Genomic DNA, 18,345 nt, shown 5'->3' with positions numbered 1-18,345 from the left:
ATTATGCTTAGATTATGCTTAGATTATGCTTAGATTATGCTTAGATTATGCTTAGATTATGCTTAGATTATGCTTAGGTTATGCTTAGATTATGTAAAGTGTTTACAGCATAAAACGTTTTTGAGTCTCCAAAAAAGCATTACCCGCATTGATACCGGCAAGATAGTCATGTTGTAAATCCATATCAGTACTCCCTAACAATTTACTTTGAAGATTGTCTTCCGCAAAAATTTGAATAATTTCGACATCTTCAGGAGGGTTAGTGATAAAGGCGAGTTCTTTTTGATAAGCTTGCTCATGCTGTACCAAATAATCAATCATTTTTGGGCAATACCCAGACACGTAAATCCATGACTTAAGTTTACGTACCCAAGCAGCCTGAGTATGACAGTCGGCATTCACCGTTCGAATAACCACAATTTTTTTAGCACCACGGCGATAGGATTCTCGCACAGGTAAAGGCTCAGCAAGTCCACCGTCAAGGTAGATGTCTGTTTTATGGTCATCAACGTTTGCTTTGGCCTTATTTGTTGAGCTAAAGGCCTGCCTAGGTGTGAGTTTGACCCCTTGTTTATACAAAAAAGGAAATGCACTCGAGGCTTTAAGTAATTGGCGCCAGTGACTTGTATGACCGTTTGGGCTTAAGAAATAGCCTTGTCTATCGCGTGAATTCGTTGCGCTGAACAATAATTCTCGTTGACCCAATGATTTAGTTGCTGTCGTAAAGTCTAATGCAAAATTACCTTGAATGGTTTTATCAAAGTACCAATCCAAATCAATAGCATTGCCACCTGCTAATCCACGGCCTAGTTTGTAAAAATTATTACGACGTGTTAATTCACCAATTAATCTCTTGGCATAACCTTTCTGACGAGATAAAAAGCTTGTAATATTTTGTGAGCCTGCAGACGCCCCTATAAATAAATCGAAAGGATCAAAATCATTCTCTAACCACGCATCTAATACACCGGCTGTGAATATTCCTCGTTGCCCACCACCTTCTGCAATAAGTGCCATTTTAACACATGACTCTTCACAAGGATTAATTGGGGGGGGTGATGCAATGACTTTCATAGCAGGCCTTTTTATAAAAAATGCTGAATAAAATAACGTCGTAGAACTTGCGATTAGATATCTGTTGGCAGTAACAATGAGCTCGGGTGTTTAAGCAGTACAGTTCCGAGTTCGCTAACTTAACCGCGCGAACAGAAGTTCATTAACTTAACCTCGCGAACAGAAGAGTCGTACCATGAACGCGAGTCCTGTTAGGATTTTGACATGGTGTTTAACTATAGTGTTTCACGATAGCAGGGCATTCGCTGTGGATTAGTTTCAGCGCTTACTCACCGAACAGGAGTTTATGCCTAGGAGCGAATATAGAGGACACAAGCCTACCGCTCCTGTAAGCAGCGGCACAACGCCAATATAACCCCATATGCCAATTGTGTCGGTGGCAGCAAGTCCAATAAGAACTAGCCCGGCGGTAACACGGAGCGAGCGATCGAGCATACCTTCATTCGTCTTCATCGTATTTCTCCTTTGTCGAGTCACTGGGCCACTCTGCTAAGTTACAGATAAGATCGAATATCGTCCCAGCCTTACGCGAATCGATTAGATGTCTCTAAGCATAAATCGTAACTGTTCCCGGCGTCTGTTCGCCAGCGCACGCGAGATAATTTTCAAGATTGGTTAAATCGAGCGACATGGCGAATAGGCTAAATTATTTTCTGCTAGGGTTTATCATTTGAGATAACGTTACTTTAAAAAACGGTCAATTGTATTTAACTGGTCAACATTCGTGAGAAAGCAAAAGCCAGAGGGTACGGTGACGCACAGAGTCAAAGTTCGTAGCACAGTATGATGTGTTATTGGATCTTAAATAAACAGTTAACCATTAATAAAATGCTATTAAATTCAGTAACCTATTAATTTTGCTTAATTAAGTGTATTTCGTGAAGCTTATTTTAAACGGAGAGAGATATTTATGGCTGCAATAAAAAAACGCAAAGTTGTCGATCATATCGTAGAGACGATTTATCAATATGGTGTCCGTCATGTCTTTGGCATTCCAGGGGATGCTATTAATGATTTGATGGACGCCATACGCCGCCATGGAGAAATCGAATTTATACAAGTTCGCCATGAAGAAAGCGGGGCATTCGCCGCATCAGCCCAAGCAAAATTAACCGGTAAACTTGCCGTTTGTGTTGGTACTGCTGGAGGTGGGGCCATACATTTGCTCAATGGTCTGTATGACGCTAAGCTCGACCATGCCCCCGTTCTTGCAATAACTGGACAGTTACCACGCAGTGAAATCGGTAATCACTCGCATCAAGAAATTAATTCATCAGCTCTGTTTTCTGATGTGGCTGTGTTTAATCAAACCTTATTTGCCTCAGATCGTGTTCCCGAGATTATTCAGCAAGCGTGTAATAGCGCGCTGATTGAAAAAGGGGTTGCTCATATTGCTCTGCCTGCTGATGTTGCCACTGAGCAAGTTGAAGCTGACATTACGGGTCATCCAATAGCGGGCGCTGAAACGGGACCAACTAAACCTTTAGCATCAGCATTAAACAGTGCAATTAGCTTAATTGAGCAAGCTGAAAAAATTGTTGTTCTAGCGGGTGTTGGGGCTATACCAGCACGTCAACAGTTACTTACTTTGTTGAAAAAATGCAACTCCCCACTTATCAGAACACTAAAAGCCAAAGTACTACTTCCGGATGAGCATGAATATTCCTTAGGAGGGCTTGGCCTACTTGGTACGCGGCCATCTGTTGATGCGATGAATAATTGTGATTTACTAGTGATGCTGGGGACTGATTTTCCCTACAAAGAATATTATCCAGGAAAAGCCAAAGTTATTCAGGTGGATAAAGAAATTCGACATATTGGTCGACGTTGCCCTGTGGATGTATCGATAGTCGGAGATGTAAGTGAAGTACTAGACCAATTAATCGTTGATTTACCTCAAAAAGAAAACGACAACTTTCTTACTGAATGTCGTCGTCAGAAAAGGAGTTGGTCAGAAGAGCAAAGCGAAGCAGAAAACTCGCAAGATATGCCAATAAAACCCCAGTGCCTGGCTCGAACCGTCGGCGAGCTTGCGAACAAAGATGCCATTTTTCTTTGTGATACGGGTACAGTGACCGCATGGGTCGCACGACATCTACCCGTTACTGAACAACAATTATTTACCCTCTCAGGCAACTTGGCCACAATGGCATTTAGCATGGCTGGTGCGATAGGCGCGCAATTGAAATTTCCTGAGCGGCAGGTGGTAGTCCTTATTGGTGACGGCGGTTTTAGCATGTTAATGCAAGAGTTTATTACTGCAGTCAATCTAACATTACCCATAAAGGTTATTATTTTTAACAATGCCAAGCTAGGGTTAATTCAACTAGAGCAAGAAAGCAGCGGTTACCCTAATTATAAAACAGCATTAAAAAATCCAGACTTTTCAGAGTTTGCTCGCTTATGCGGTGGTGAAGGTTGGAGTGTAGATCGCCCTGAACTGCTAGTAAAAGCGTTGGGAGAAGCATTTGCTAGCAAAAATGCCTGTCTGATCGATGTCCATATCGATCCTAATGAACTCGTCATGCCGCCAAAGCTCGAATTGGCTCAAGCGGTAAATTATTCGATTGCTAAAGCTAAGGAGTTTTTAAATTCAAATGACTGATTTAAAAATATGTGGGAACGATTCCGAAATGCTATTACCTCAGTTTATGAGTTGTGTAGGCTAGTAGAACTATTGTGCAGGCTAGTAGAAATATATCATCCTCAAGGTGAATATGCCGAAATAGGTCAATCTTGAAATGGTTAAGAAATGTTGGCTAGACCGTTAGACGTTAGTGATACATTTTCTCATATTTTGAGTCTACATTTAGTTGATAACACTAAAACGTTTATGTCCACAAATGGGTTAAGGGCTTAACCCATTTGTGCTCCTTTAAGTGTTAGTCGATGATATTGTCAGCTCAAAAAAATTCGTTTCAGCGTACAACATCCAATCAGATTATCAACACAGATAAATCTTACTCTACCTTAACGTTACGTTATTGCCTGCAACACTCGAATAATTCTGAGTTTACTCTATGGCTTGCACCATGCTTGCGGCATAATGGCGTTAAATATTTAACAGAGTCGTTATAATGGATAAGCAGCAAGACAGTTACATGACCGAAGAAACACTCATTGAAGTAGTCGAAAATCAAATCGCCGACGGTGAGCCCAAAAAGGTAAAAGAAACCTTGATGCGCTTAGTCATGACAGGTACACCGCGTGACGAAGCTATTCAAATGATGGCTTGCGCGTTGGCTATCGAAGTTTTCGATGTCATGAAAAATGGTTCCTCTTTTAACGCAATACGTTATGGCCAGCATTTGAATGCGCTACCGAATATGGATTGGATGGAAGATTAATAGCAACTCATAAACCCCTGTTTTGTTAATCACGATAAGTGACATTATCGGGGTTAATTGAAAAGTCTGAAGAAAGAGGTTGGATTTACATCTTCGATGAGTAGTGTTGGAGCCTGTTTAGATCTCGTAATCGCAACGAACAATAGATTTAAACGGATTAAGTCAGTTGGTTTTGTTCGTGCCTCAAAGTACAACTAACTGTGTTTAGCTTGCTGCGTCATTAGTTTGATCACTACAACTATCCTGACACTGGGGCCGGCTACGTAAAACGGAGTGGCAAGCTTAGCCTTTATTATGCTTTTTTCGCTCTCTATTTATATAAAAGTAAGTTCACAGGTCAATGTTAACTAATTTACGAAGATTCAAATGGGTTATTAATGCTTAGATTCGAACACTGTAATGCCAAAACGTGTACTAATGAATTACTCGCCTTGGGTCAGGGCAACATGAAAATGTGGTACATTTTTGAGTGGTTAGATAAGCACGAGGAATTACAACACGGGACCCAAGCAGAAATAATTAAACTTTATGTAAATGATGAATTGGTAGGGTACAGTCTTTTTGAAAACTTTGAAGCCCGTGCAGACAAAGTCACTTGTCATCAAGGCGTGAACTATAAAGAGTTGGGTATTATTCATTTCGTAACAGTCATAGAGCATCGTAATAAAGGTTATGCAACGTTGTTGGCTAATGCGTTGCTTAAAAATATTATTGAACCTATGTTGGCACGTTATAAAGATTTTCATGTTTACGTCATTGCGACGGGTCGAGCTGCCCCATTAATGGAACGGACTGATATCCCTTCAAAATACCTAATCAAGCAATTCTATTCTGATATATCGTTTGAAGAGAAAGTTGTAAATTACCTAAGAAAACAAGAACAAAATGCATTGAATGCAGTTGCAGGTGAAATTTAAAATAAACAGCTAACAAGTCAATCTGAAGCATACTTGTGATAGTGTGAATAGTGAGTATTAAAGCTTAGGCACTAACACGCTTAGGTCTAGAAGTGGGTTAGGGCGTATAAAACATTTATTTGTGCCCCGAGCAGGTTCGATAGACAGATCAAGTGCAGTGTACCTGTTTAGAGTTTCCATCTTTTCTGACTGAAATTAATTCTCAACAGCATGAAAATATGGTTTAGCTACGTCTATAAAACTAAGCTAGGGATCGTTAAAAGTCAGAGTCATCGGCATTATCTGTATTGAAAACTGAAACTTGAAAAAAGTAAGAGATTTTATTGATGTGTTCGAAAATATCACCTCATCCAACAATTATCAAAATATGCTTTGTCTATACAAAATCAAATGCACCAAATCTCGAAAACATCTCATGAGTTAATGCAGATAAATAATGCTAAAAGAAATAGTCTGAGTCCAATGTCCATGTTAAGTCGTTCAGATTTCACTTAGCGATGCCTAAAAAATTCAAAGTTCTTGCCTTGCACAACGTTAATGTTAACACTCAGACATATACCACTTGAGCAATATAGAGAATTACACATCTTAAGAAGGTTGTGCTTATGCCTTTAAGATGATGACTGTAATTCAAAAATTATCTAGCGCCTATAAACCCCTTGAATATAACTAGTGTGTGAATAACTCTTCGATTGCTCTTGGCTAATGGACAACTAATAATTATCTATATTGACCAAATCGATGTTTTAACTAACTGGAAAAGCTTGCCAGCCATAAAATGTTAGAAAGGTCATGGAATTAGATATGTGAGCATTCATTGTTGGCGTCTAAATCTTGATGTGGAAAATGAATAATTGATGAACTAAATTCAAGTTCAGTATAGGGAAATAAAAGAGCGTTAATTCGTTCTATACTCTGGTCAATGCTTACTTTGAAGGATAAGATAACGCGATGAGTTTATGTACAATTTAGACATAATATGAATTTTAGAGAAAAAGTAAGTTGTTTTTATATTTTTATATTGATGTGCGTAGGGATATATTTTTCATGTCCTGCTAATGCAAATGAAGCGGCACAGCAATGTGGTTCGTGTCATCAACAACAAGTTAATGACTGGCAGCAATCCCATCACTATCACGCTATGGAGCACGCTAACGAGATCACAGTGCTTGGTAACTTCGACAATCAACAAATAGATTACCAACAGAGCAAAGCACGGTTTTTTAAAGAGCAAGATCAACTGAAAATAAGCTTTGCCGACGCGCAGGGTACAATGGTTACTTACCCAGTCTTATACACGTTTGGCTATGAACCATTGCAGCAATTTATGTTCGATATGGGCAAGGGTAAAATTCAGTTATTCCCTTTTGCTTGGGATTCTCGCCCAATGACAGAGGGTGGTCAGCGGTGGTTTATTGTTCACCCAGACCAGCAAGATCCTAGTGATTTATTTCATTACACGCAGATGGGCCAAAACTGGAACCATATGTGTGCAGACTGCCATTCTACTGACTTCGAGAAAAACTTCGATTTAAAAACAAAAAGCTATAACTCGACATTCAGCGCAATGAATGTCAGCTGTAAAGCCTGTCACGGCGATGCAAGTGCACATTTAGAGTGGGCAAATTACACAAACATTGCAGCGAATGACATAAAGAACAAAGGTTTTGAACATTACATAGGAACAAAGACTCCGCTATTTAAACAGCAAGCAGACGGCACCATGAAAAGCGTCATGGCATTGCGTCAATCAGAGCAAATTTCAGTGTGTGCGGCCTGTCATTCTCGCCGGACACAGCATCAGGACAGAACCTCGCCAAATAATTTTTTTGATAAGTTTTTAGCTTCTGTGATTTCGCCGGAGCTTTATCACGTTGATGGTCAAATTTTGGATGAAAATTATGTGTGGGGCTCTTTCACACAAAGTAAAATGTTCCATGCTGGCGTAACTTGCGGTAATTGCCATAATCCACACTCAGGGCAGTTAACACTAAAGGGCAACCAAACTTGCACCCAGTGCCACTCCAGCGAGGTATTTGAAGCACCTTTACATCACGGTCATCAAATCAATACCGCTGGTAGTCAATGTGTAGATTGTCATATGCCTGCTACCACTTATATGCAGGTAGATCCGCGTCGGGATCACAGTTTTCTTGTCCCAAGACCGGATTTGACTATGAAAACAGGCGCGCCCAACTCTTGTAATGGCTGTCATGACGATAAATCATCACAATGGGCGCTAACAGCAATTAAACAATTGCACCCTGATTCAACTCGAATGGGCAGTGAGCATTTTGCAGAAGCATTTTATGCTGCTGACAACCGTTTACCCAATGCGTCTGCCATGTTAACCAAAGTTGCACAAAACAAACAAATGCCAGACATCATAAGAGCTTCAGCCCTGGCGCGTTTAGCCAATACACCCGACCAAAACGCAATGGTAGCGATTGTTAGAGCAGTACGAGAGCCAGAGCCCTTAAAACGACAAGCAGCCGTTACCGCGGCGGCAAATTACCCAATAGTAGAACGCTGGCGCATGCTTAACAGCCTGTTAGACGACAAACACTTGCCGGTGCGTATCGAGGCAGCACGCGCCTTGGTACCGATACTAAACACTTCATTCCCAAGCAATTTAAATGAAGCTGATATAGCGCGTTTAAATAAGGCTTTAGCCGAGTACAAAACCACCCAGATGTATCAAGCTGAACGCGGCTATTCGCATACTAACTTAGGTAATATTGCCCTTGAATTAACTAACTTACCGGAGGCAGAGCAACACTATTTAACAGCGATTGATGTTGAAGCTGCTTTTGTGCCAGCTTATGTCAATCTTGCCGATTTATATCGCCAACAAGGCGATGAAAGTAAAGCTCAAGTATTGTTAAAACAAGGTTTGGGCGTTAATCCAAAAGCAGCCGATTTGCACTATTCAATGGCGATGAGCTTAATCAGAACTCAGCAAAAAGACGCCGCCGTAGGTGTCTTAGCTAAAGCTGCTGATTTAGCTAGTGTTAATTCAAATTACCATTACACCTATGCATTATTACTACAAGACAGAGGTAACATAGGCGAAGCCATCAATGCGTTTAAACGAGCCTTTCAGCTTAGCCCAAATAACCCGGATATAAGTTACAGTCTGGCACAAGCTTATGTGCAAGTTGGACAATATGGTGAAGCGCTTAACTATGCACAACATTTATCACGCTTAGAGCCTGGTAATCAGCAAATTGAACAGTTGGTAAGTCAAATAAACATGCTGAACAGCATTGATAAAGAATAAGGAAGTTTTGACGACTAAAAGCCTCTCGACTCTTTGATGTCATCTTACTAATTCCGCCAGCAATAAACGCTGCTCTTTTAAAAATACAATAACATCGCGCCTACTGCATCAGCCATCATCGCTAGAGCAGCTAGATTATCGCACGCATATATACTTGTAACAGTTAATAACACAGCATAAGCTAGTGGTTCAATATTTTATCCTGATTAGACGTCACCTTGACTTACCGAAACTGTTGTAAACAGAGGGTTTATAGTTTAATTTATCTTAGCTTGTTTAATTATATTCGGACTTATATTATGACAATGACGCTAATTCCCTCTGTTACTCGGTTGATCTGCTTTGTAGGCCTAATATTGGCAACGTATAGTACGATGATAAAAGCCGACGAGGCCGAAACTGCCACCGACACCTCTGGGACCAACCCGACTGTAATCTTAAGATCTGCTTCGCTTTACAATGAATACGCAGATCTCCAAAGTGGGAGCTATCTAAATACTTCGATGTTTCGCTATATTGAGCCCTTTGCTGATGGGGCTATGAGCATTCGCCTTTCGGTGCCGACGCTCTTTTCAGATGCAACCGGCAGCGATGAATTAGGCTTGGGAGATGTTTCTTTGAAATGGAGCTGGATTTCCCATGTAGATACCAAAAATGCTTGGCTGCTGTCAGCCGAAGTATATGCGCCGACGGGTGATGAAGACTTCAGTACTGAAAAGTGGACTATCGCGCCTGGCATTACATATGCTCACTTCATTGGGAAAAATATCATCGTCGCACCGGCAGTAGTGCATAACATTTCCTTTGCAGGAGATAGTAACCGCCAAGACGTTCGACGAACCGATATCGACCTTTACATGGTCTACACTGCGAGTGATAAATCTTGGTGGATAACTTCAGACTTTACCTTGAGTATCGACCACGAAAACGACGACCGTACGCCGATGTCATGGGAGGCTCAATATGGTCGAAGCTTTGGGAAATTCAAGGGCGCTGCAGTTAATGCGTATATCAGACCAGGCATCGGAATCGGAAGTGATCGATTCAACGACTGGAATTTCGAATTTGGGATCTCATTAATTGGATTTTAAGTGGTCAGATTTAAAGGCCGAGCGCTAAGCAATCCAATCATCTTGCACGAGTGCAGCGTAGGCTAGTGCTATCTGGTTCCGTGCCGATTGCACCATATCACAGTGAACAATTCTGACTATCATTTAGCAAGCGGTATCTAAACAGCACTGCTTGGCACATACGATGGCAGCATGTTGCCATATTCAGTTATAGAGACTAGATTACTAGTGAAATAACCCGTCTCGTTTTTTGAATTTACTCTGCCCAAACAGCACATTGCAAATGATAACGACGACGATAATTATCGTCGTCGCTAGTTCGCCTATTGCTTACCTTGCATCAACTGATCAATCAACGAGCTAAAGTCGAAGCTAGCCGCTTTTTGCACAGGAGGATACTCAGTTAGCGTTTTTATGTGTTCGTTTAAAAGCAACTGCATCGGCTCGTTGATCCACTGCTTAGCTTGAAGAATGTCAGAACGATCGGTAGTGCCATCGAAGCTCTCAAAAGGGTCTAAACGCAAATTGTACATGATTGGGAATTTTTGCTTTTCGTAGATATCATAGTAATTCTCGCTGGTCTCAAAGTGTAGTTTCCATTGCTTATAGCGGACCGCTTTGATGCTGGATTCGTAGTAATAGAAGAAATGGTCTCTGGCGCTGTCGTCAGCTTTACCCATCCAGTAGTCCAGATTGTTAACACCATCTAAGAACTGTTTTTGTTCCACACGCACTTTCTTTACAATATTTTCTTCACCGGCGGCAGCGGCAAGTGTAGTATAAATGTCCATATGAGTTTGAATGCCGCTCAATACCGTACCTGCTGGAATTTTGCCGGGCCAGCGAACCATCATCGGCACACGGACTCCGCCCTCGTAGGTCGTCATCTTTTCACCGCGAAATGGAGTCGTGCCGCCATGTAGTCTAGCGCTATGTTCTGGTCCGTTGTCGGTTGAGTAAATCACGATGGTGTTGTTAAGCACACCCATTTCATCAAGCGAGTCAAGGAATTTACCCACCTGCATGTCATGTTCCATCAAGCCACTGCCGTATAAATCATGTTCGGTAGTGTGCTCAGCCGCAAGATAACGACTTTCGTCACTTAGTCGGGTGTACATATGCATTCGGCTTGGATTAAACCAAAGGAAAAAAGGCTTATCAGCTTCTTTCGCGCGCTTGATAAAGTCGAGGCTGGCTTCGATGAACTCGGAGTCTACAGACTTCATGCGCTCACGACCGAGCTGCCCAGTATCTTCAATTCTCTGTTTGCCCACTTTACCGAAGCGAGGATCAACCGTAGCGTCGTCCTCATCGGTCGCCCAGCTATGCAAAACACCACGAGTACCAAACTTTTTGAAATATTCTGGATCCTTTGGGTAATCAACTTGTTCAAATTCTTCTTGTGTGTTCAAGTGGTAAAGATTTCCAAAAAACTCATCAAATCCGTGAAGCGTTGGCAAATGCTCGTTGCGGTCTCCCAGATGGTTTTTGCCGAACTGGCCAGTAGCGTAGCCAAGGTTTTTTAAGACTTCTGCCAGCGTGTGTGACTCGGACTTTAGCCCAAGCAAAGCACCTGGACGACCAACTGTCGTCATGCCACTGCGGATAGGGTATTGTCCGGTTATCAAAGCAGCTCGCCCAGCGGTGCAAGATGGCTGAGCGTAGTGATCAGTAAACATGGCCCCTTCTTTAGCGATCCGGTCGATGTTCGGAGTTCGATATCCCATTGTGCCATGGCCATATGCGCTGACATTCTGCCAACCCACGTCATCAGGGAAAATGATCAAGATATTGGGCTTATCGGCAGCGCGAGCGCTTAATGCCAAAAGTCCTAGGAATACCGCGAGTGTAATTTTTTTCATTGAAACTTTCCTTAGTTAAATGATTTTTTCAATTAAGTTAGCATTTTAACTTTAGCAATGGAAGTTTTTTAGAGCACTTATTGCGCAATCATTGAGCATAATTTGAGTACTTATTAATCGCAAATTGATCGCTTATTGAGCGCAAAAGGACGGGCATTAATATGCTAAAGCACAAGAATTTATTGAAACGGGTCACTATAAGGATGCTGTTATGCAGTGTCGTCATATTATCGAATATGTAGAACAATTGAGCCTAATGAAACGTAAACTTAAAAAGTACCTCAAAGCCAAATAGAACCTATAACAACAGCTAAAGAATACTCCAAGTACAATAACTACATGGTAACTAAATTTAAAGCTGTGAAAGCTCTGTCCATCTTCGAGCTAGCTGCCACTGCTAGCTCAGATCTGTCCATTTTCAAGTTAGCGTGGCCAACACATTTCTGTCCAGAAGTGGGATAGGGCGCATAAGACATTTATTTGTGCCCCAAGCAGGTTTGATAGACGGATCAAGTACAGTATATTCATTTAGAGTTGCCATACTTTCCGACTGAAATAAATTCTTAACTGCAGGAAAATATGGCTTAGCCACTTCTATAAAACTTAACTAAGGATCGTCACATATCAGAGTCATCAGCATTATCTGTATTGGAAACTGAAGCTATGAAGGAAAAGTAAGAGATTTTATTGATGCTTACGAAAATTTCATCTCATCCAACAATTATCAAAATACGCTTTGCCTATACAAAATCAAATGCACGAAACCTCGAAAACATATGATGAGTTAATGCGGATAATTAATGTTAAATGAGATAAATTGAATGTAAGTGCTTCAGTTTACATTCTGAGTCCATTGACCTTGTTAAGTCGTTCCGATTTCACTTAGTGTCGCCTAAAAAATTCAAAGTTCACTGACTTGCTCAACGTTAATGTTACATTGGAAGTGCCGAGCTGATATAGCTGCTTGTGTTGCTCAAGGCTGGAAACGCAATCAATACATAACTGGAAGGATGTTAATCCAAAAGGTATTCAATAAAATCATTTCATTAAAGTTTGTGCCTGATAGTGAGCTTGAAGGTACCGTTATAGCAAATCAAAGATTCCAAGCTGAAGACCTGACGTTAAATCCGAAATTTTTTGTTCAAGTATTATTGGAAGGACAATTTGGAATCGAAAACGCAGTTGCTTTGTGGCTCGAGTACCAACAACTTGGATTTATGGATTCTGGCTTTGGAAATAAGCGAAGTGTGTTTGAACAATTTCAACATGACCATTTCAAATGAACAGTTATGACTAATAACAGAACCAAAGTAAGGCATACTAAAACACACTGGCAATCAAACCAAAAACATACCACAGGATTTTAAAATGTCAGGTGGTAAAAACTGACAACAAAAAGTGCTCTGAATAGAATATTGCACCAAAGTTGTGCGACCAAATCGTTAGTGACAATATAACTATCTGATTATACGTACTAAAAAGCCAGATCCACGAAGTGAGACAAAACTCATTTGGTATGAGAAACCACACAAATGTGGCTTCTCATATGAAATGAATTTGGGGTATACGGTAAATCAAAGACTTAAAAAAATTTGTCTCATTCAAAAACGCTAAAATCTCAAACTTTCTGACTTTAAGCGCTTTTTTCTCAAACATTTTGACTTTAAGCGCATAACAGATATCAATGTAATGCACTGAGATGAAAAGGGATTTTGGCTTTTTTATATTTTAATATTATATGTATTTATTGATATAAAGTAAATGTGTTCGAACTTCTAATTTCTAGTGTTAACATAGCTTTAGTGCGATGCAAATGTAACTAAAGAAGTGACTTGAGTCGTCGATTTTCAGATTATGCCTAATGAATAAGGCAATTGTTTGTTATATTTACATAATAATATTGTGAATGGATTCCTTGATGTTAGATCGTAAACAGAATTACTTTGAAAAGCTTTTTTTACAATTCAAAGCCTCTTTCAATGTATGGAAGGACTGTACTTTTTAACGACCAATATCAACTTTGGGAGCGTGTTTCAAATATAATTCCCTCAAAGCTAAAATTGCTTATGTCTGAAACAGGAAAAGGCATCACTCAAGAAGCAATTATCGCCAATAGCATTCCACTGGTTTTGCACCGCCTTAAATAGTGTTTATGTTGCAGTTTACAGGAGAGAGCTTTATTTGAATCTAAACCTGGCTAAGTCACTAGCTAAAATAATAAAACCTACTTAACCATCCTTCTCTGTACAAAATAGCATCGATATAGGTTTTGTATTTTACATAATTGCTTATTAAGTCTGTTAACACATGAAATTAATTAACTTTTTCATCAAAAATTTGGCGTTATGTTAACCGTATCGCTTTGGGTATCGTATACCATATGTTAAAATTATTAACATAATCACACTTATATTAGGCTCATGGATGAACCCGTTATCTTTAGCAAATAACTACCAAAGCGATATTGTTAACTCTCAAAACACCCCATTACTTATCGAGCTAAATAAAAAAGACATCAGCCAATTTGCTCTGAAATCAGATAAAAATTCTCATGCTTATTTCCCGTTCCTTGTCGCCCAATCAATTTATGATTCACAACTCGCTACTGGCAGTACTAATGTTATTGCCATTGACGGCGACTCTTCTTCCTCAGATAAGCGTTTTTATCTCTTAGAGGCGTTGTTAGACCAATTAAGTGGCGAACTAAAAGACATTAAAAATATCGCCACCTTAAAAGAAACCCTCAAAGCCGCGGCGTCCATGGCCACTGGTGGGTTACTGAACGAGTTTGTCGGCAGTTACCTTGAAAAAGGCGTGGGTTATATCTTTGATGAAGTGGGGGGGCGTTTTTCCCAGTTACTGATTGATACTATTAATGAAAAAATTAATGTTTCAAATGTTGTTATCAGTAGTATTGAGGGCTTTATTCAAGATACCACCGGTGATTCACTAGGAGACTTTATCGGCCAAGTCAGTCAACATCAACTGCACTTAAGCTCTTTAGCGAAAACCGAGTTAAACACATTATCAAAGTCTTTTGCTAAAAGTGCAAAACACGATGTGTTCCAGTTAACCTTTAAAATACTCTTAGCGATTACTCTTGAGTCACCAAAGCTGATTTATATCAATAATCCACATAAATTAGATGAAAACTCGCTGGCGATTATTTCTTTACTTTTATCGTACGCCAAACATCATAAAGACAATGACACACATGTAGGCTTATCGTTTGTGTATACCTACAGTGATGATGCTTTCCAACCCTATGCAGATGTCGATGATTCATTAAAAAGCATACAAAGCCTGCTTGATGACCAACGTCGATTTGCACAACGATATGCCATGTTAGAACGACCAAGCAGCGATATTCCTAAAATTGCAGTTAAGTCATCGTTATTTATCGGCCGAGAGAACGAGCTAAAACAACTGCAAACAAATTATAATCAACACGAAAACCTTACCATTTCGGTAGTGTCAGGCGAGCCCGGTATCGGCAAAACCGCATTGGTTAAAAGGCATCTTAAGCAGATAGACCAAGATAACATGATCACCCTTACTTTACTCAATGAAGTGGGGCATAGCTCGTCTAATACTGGGCTTAGCTCATTAGAAAAAAGCATTCTGGATGAAGCAAAACGGTTAACCTTATTACAAGGCTGGAAGAATAAAGGCACTCAAGCGCTTAAAGATCTTGCCAATCGTGATAATGCATTTAAGTTAATTGGAGCACTTTTTAGTGGCGCAGACAAAGTATTAAGTATCGCCGCAGCGGGGCACGACCGCTGGGCGATAGATGGCAACATCAGCAGCATGAAACAAGGTGGTTTGGGAGATTTAGACCAGCCTAAAAATAATACTAAAGAGATGCAGTTCAGTAAGCTAGATAAAGCTATAGATACCTTGTTGCCTTTAAGCTTGCCAAATCAACCGTTGGTGTTATTTGTTGACGATTGTCAGTGGATTGATAACCAGTCAAGTGAGTACATTCTGACTCGATTAGCCAAAAAAGTGCCTTTGTATATCGTCATGACGGTCAGACCAAGTGATGCCGCAAAACTATTAAAGCATTATGCTGAACAACCAGCGCTTAATGCATATCGCATTGCACTGCTAAAGGCGATAGAAATAGCAGGCCACCAAGGCATTGATTGTGATATTAACCTCACACAACTTAATCAAAAAAGTATTCATCTAACAGGTTTTGATAAGACGGCTTTAAACGAGTTAATATCGTTAGTTATAAAGGGGGAATCCACTCAATTAAATGCCCTGGCTGATACACTGTTTACCGAAATAGCCGGTGTCGACGCCGAGCACATTAACACCTTGTTCGCAATTGAAAGCATTAACATGCTTTGTGATGAAAAGCTGTACAGTGAAAATAACACCACGCCACTGATTGTGGGACAACCATTACAGATTAACCATGACATCAGCAATGTGAGTGAGTGTATTCGACAAACATTTGCTATTTTAAAGCAAAAATACCAAGACTCATTAAGTCATTATCAAAGCTCATCAGGTCAAAACAGTTTTAATCTCATGGCCTATGCGGTATTAGAAGAAAGATTACACCTTCTCAAACTCTATTTTGCTGAGTATGGCAATGCAGCCGTCAATACGTTACTGTTTTCATCTTTATTAGGCGCACCATTTTCGTCAAACATAGTGAAAAAGTCACTCGAAGCGTTGGCTGAAACCACAGAGCCGCTTTTACTCCCACTTAAGCATCACCTTAATCAAAGCGAGTCGCAAATCGGGTTAACCCCAGAGCATTACGCCATTATTGACGAAGTGTATGAAATTTTAAGTAGGTACCCTCAAGATAATGATAAGTACCAATACCGTCATGGTTTATTGTATATCTTTCTTGGTAATCAGCTTGATTGGTTACTTGCTCATTTGTTGGTAAAAGATACCGTAGAGGCCATCGAACAAACACTAACGATAATACTGGCTGTCATAATGCAAGAGCAAGTACAACAACCTTTTTACGAAAAACAGAAGTTGGGACTCACCACTGAAGAATATACATCAATGGTATTCTTTGCTACCGCAGAACAGCGTATTTTAAAAAAGCTATTTAATCATAATCCCGTCCTGTGGGCAGAGGATTACACAACTAGCCTCAATCATTTAGCCACAAGCTATAGGCAGCGCACCCAATTGAGTGAGGCCATCGCGCTTCATAGAGAGTGCTTGGCCATTCAAAAAGACCTATATCTGGCCAATACCGCACAATGGGCTATGCATTACACGACTAGCCTCAATAACTTGGCCTATAGTTGTAGCAGAAATAACCAACTGACCGAGGCGATAGCGCTAGAGCAAGAGTCCTTAGCTATTCGTAAACGCTTCTATCAAGAAAATCGTGAACACTGGGCAAAAGGGTACACAGACAGCCTCAACAACTTGGCCTGCAGTTATTCAGAACACAACCAATTGAATAAGGCTATCACTCTTCAACAAGAGTCTTTAACTATTATAGAAAGCTACTATCAGATCAATCAAACGCAATGGGAAGATCGTTATGTTCTCAACCTTCATAATTTAGCTCTAAATTATGATGATGATAATCAATTGGCAGAGGCGATTGTGCTTGAACAAAAGTGCTTAACTATTTTAATTGAACGATATCAAGCATCCTGCGAAAAGTGGGTAAAATTTCACGTAGGTAGCCTTAATAGCTTGGCAGGTTTTTATGAAAAGAATAACCAATTCACAGAGGCAAAAGCACTTTATCATGAGAGCAATGAAATTATAAAAGGTAGGTATCTGATTAATCGAGAACTGTGGTCAGAATATTACACACTCAGTCTTAGTCGACTGGCAAGGTTTTATGAAAAAAACAACCAATTAGTTCAATCGATAGCGCTTTATGATAAATGTATAGAGATTTTAATCGACTTGTATAAAACCAATGATGTGGCATGGGCTAAGCAATACACAACCAACCTTTGTGGCTTGGCAAGCTGTTATGAAAAAAATAGCAAATTAGCAGAGTCTATAGTTCTTTATGTGAAAAGTATTGAAATTCTTAAAGGCTTATATCTGGTATTTCCTGAAACGTGGGATGAGTACTATATAGCGAGCCTTATTAGTTTGGCTGATTGTTTGAGTAAAAATAATCAACTGACAAGTGCGATAGTACTTTATGAGAAGAGCATTGCGATGCTAAATGATTTGTATGTGACTAATTCTGTAAAGTGGGCTAAGCAATATACAGCCAGTCTCAATAAATTTGCAAACTGCTATGAAAAAAACAACCAATTGGCAAAGTCTATAGTGTTGTATAAGTTCAGTCTTACCATTTTAAAAGGTCTGTATGATATTAATTCCTCAAAATGGGCTGAGGGTTACACAACAACGCAAAATAACTTAGCAATTTGTTATAGCAAAAACAATCAGTTGATAGAGGCTATAGCGCATTATGAAGTTTGCTTTACGACTCTAAAAGGCTTATATTTTCTTAATTCTGTTAAATGGGCAAATAGTTATACAACAAGCCTTAATAACTTAGCTATGCGGTATTACAAAAATAATCAATTTATGAAGGTGATTGAGCTTTTTGAGTATAATCTAGATATTTTAGAAGGTTTATATAAAACTAGTCGCTTGCATTGGGCTGAGATCTACATATCCTGCCTCAATATCTTAGCAATAAGTCTTTACACAAATAATCAATTGGATGAGGCAATTGCCCTTCATGCGAAGATTCAATCTATTAAAGTCGATTTAAATTTTGCGCGAAAGCAATAAGAATGCATTAAATTAGTTAGCTTCAGCACTTACGCG

At 39.9% G+C, this 18,345-nt stretch carries 10 protein-coding genes; 7 read left to right on the top strand and 3 right to left on the bottom strand.

Features of this window, described 5'->3' with window-relative positions:
* Positions 1 to 102 precede the first annotated feature (102 nt).
* Together AAEY98_RS17220 and AAEY98_RS17215 are read right to left on the bottom strand one after the other, a co-directional pair.
* On the bottom strand, positions 103 to 1,074 hold the full coding sequence (locus tag AAEY98_RS17220; RefSeq protein ID WP_351018429.1) for a patatin-like phospholipase family protein: 972 nt from the start codon (positions 1,072 to 1,074) through the stop codon (positions 103 to 105).
* A 258-nt stretch (positions 1,075 to 1,332) separates the two neighbouring features.
* Positions 1,333 to 1,527 (bottom strand): YgaP family membrane protein, encoded by a 195-nt coding sequence (locus AAEY98_RS17215; protein WP_101088290.1) that lies wholly within the window; start codon positions 1,525 to 1,527, stop codon positions 1,333 to 1,335.
* 457 nt (positions 1,528 to 1,984) lie between these two features.
* Here AAEY98_RS17215 and AAEY98_RS17210 point away from each other — a divergent pair, with 457 nt between their 5' ends.
* From AAEY98_RS17210 to AAEY98_RS17190, 5 genes are all read left to right on the top strand, one after another.
* Complete coding sequence (locus AAEY98_RS17210) at positions 1,985 to 3,679, top strand: thiamine pyrophosphate-dependent enzyme (protein ID WP_182745392.1); 1,695 nt, start codon at positions 1,985 to 1,987, stop codon at positions 3,677 to 3,679.
* A gap of 472 nt (positions 3,680 to 4,151) precedes the next feature.
* A complete protein-coding gene (locus AAEY98_RS17205; protein ID WP_351018426.1) occupies positions 4,152 to 4,421 on the top strand; it encodes a hypothetical protein in 270 nt (89 codons plus the stop codon).
* A 377-nt stretch (positions 4,422 to 4,798) separates the two neighbouring features.
* On the top strand, positions 4,799 to 5,338 hold the full coding sequence (locus tag AAEY98_RS17200; protein WP_351018423.1) for a GNAT family N-acetyltransferase: 540 nt from the start codon (positions 4,799 to 4,801) through the stop codon (positions 5,336 to 5,338).
* 979 nt (positions 5,339 to 6,317) lie between these two features.
* Positions 6,318 to 8,618 (top strand): tetratricopeptide repeat protein, encoded by a 2,301-nt coding sequence (locus AAEY98_RS17195; RefSeq protein WP_351018420.1) that lies wholly within the window; start codon positions 6,318 to 6,320, stop codon positions 8,616 to 8,618.
* A 374-nt stretch (positions 8,619 to 8,992) separates the two neighbouring features.
* On the top strand, positions 8,993 to 9,709 hold the full coding sequence (locus AAEY98_RS17190) for a transporter (protein WP_351018417.1): 717 nt from the start codon (positions 8,993 to 8,995) through the stop codon (positions 9,707 to 9,709).
* A 302-nt stretch (positions 9,710 to 10,011) separates the two neighbouring features.
* Here AAEY98_RS17190 and AAEY98_RS17185 read toward each other — a convergent pair whose 3' ends face one another.
* Complete coding sequence (locus tag AAEY98_RS17185) at positions 10,012 to 11,550, bottom strand: arylsulfatase (protein ID WP_351018414.1); 1,539 nt, start codon at positions 11,548 to 11,550, stop codon at positions 10,012 to 10,014.
* A 929-nt stretch (positions 11,551 to 12,479) separates the two neighbouring features.
* On the opposite strand from AAEY98_RS17185, the gene AAEY98_RS17180 reads away from it, so the two are divergent.
* Positions 12,480 to 12,833 carry a hypothetical protein gene (locus tag AAEY98_RS17180; RefSeq protein ID WP_351018411.1) on the top strand — a complete coding sequence of 118 codons (354 nt, stop codon included), beginning with the start codon at positions 12,480 to 12,482 and terminating at the stop codon, positions 12,831 to 12,833.
* A gap of 1,141 nt (positions 12,834 to 13,974) precedes the next feature.
* Positions 13,975 to 18,309, top strand: coding sequence for a tetratricopeptide repeat protein (locus tag AAEY98_RS17175; protein ID WP_351018408.1), 4,335 nt, complete (start codon positions 13,975 to 13,977; stop codon positions 18,307 to 18,309).
* Positions 18,310 to 18,345 lie beyond the last annotated feature (36 nt).

The sequence above is a fragment of the Shewanella sp. AC91-MNA-CIBAN-0169 genome, from assembly GCF_040310165.1.
In the GTDB taxonomy this organism is placed as follows: domain Bacteria; phylum Pseudomonadota; class Gammaproteobacteria; order Enterobacterales; family Shewanellaceae; genus Shewanella.
The sequence above is the reverse complement of the archived record's forward strand: the minus strand, read 5'-3'. Positions and strand labels throughout refer to the sequence as shown.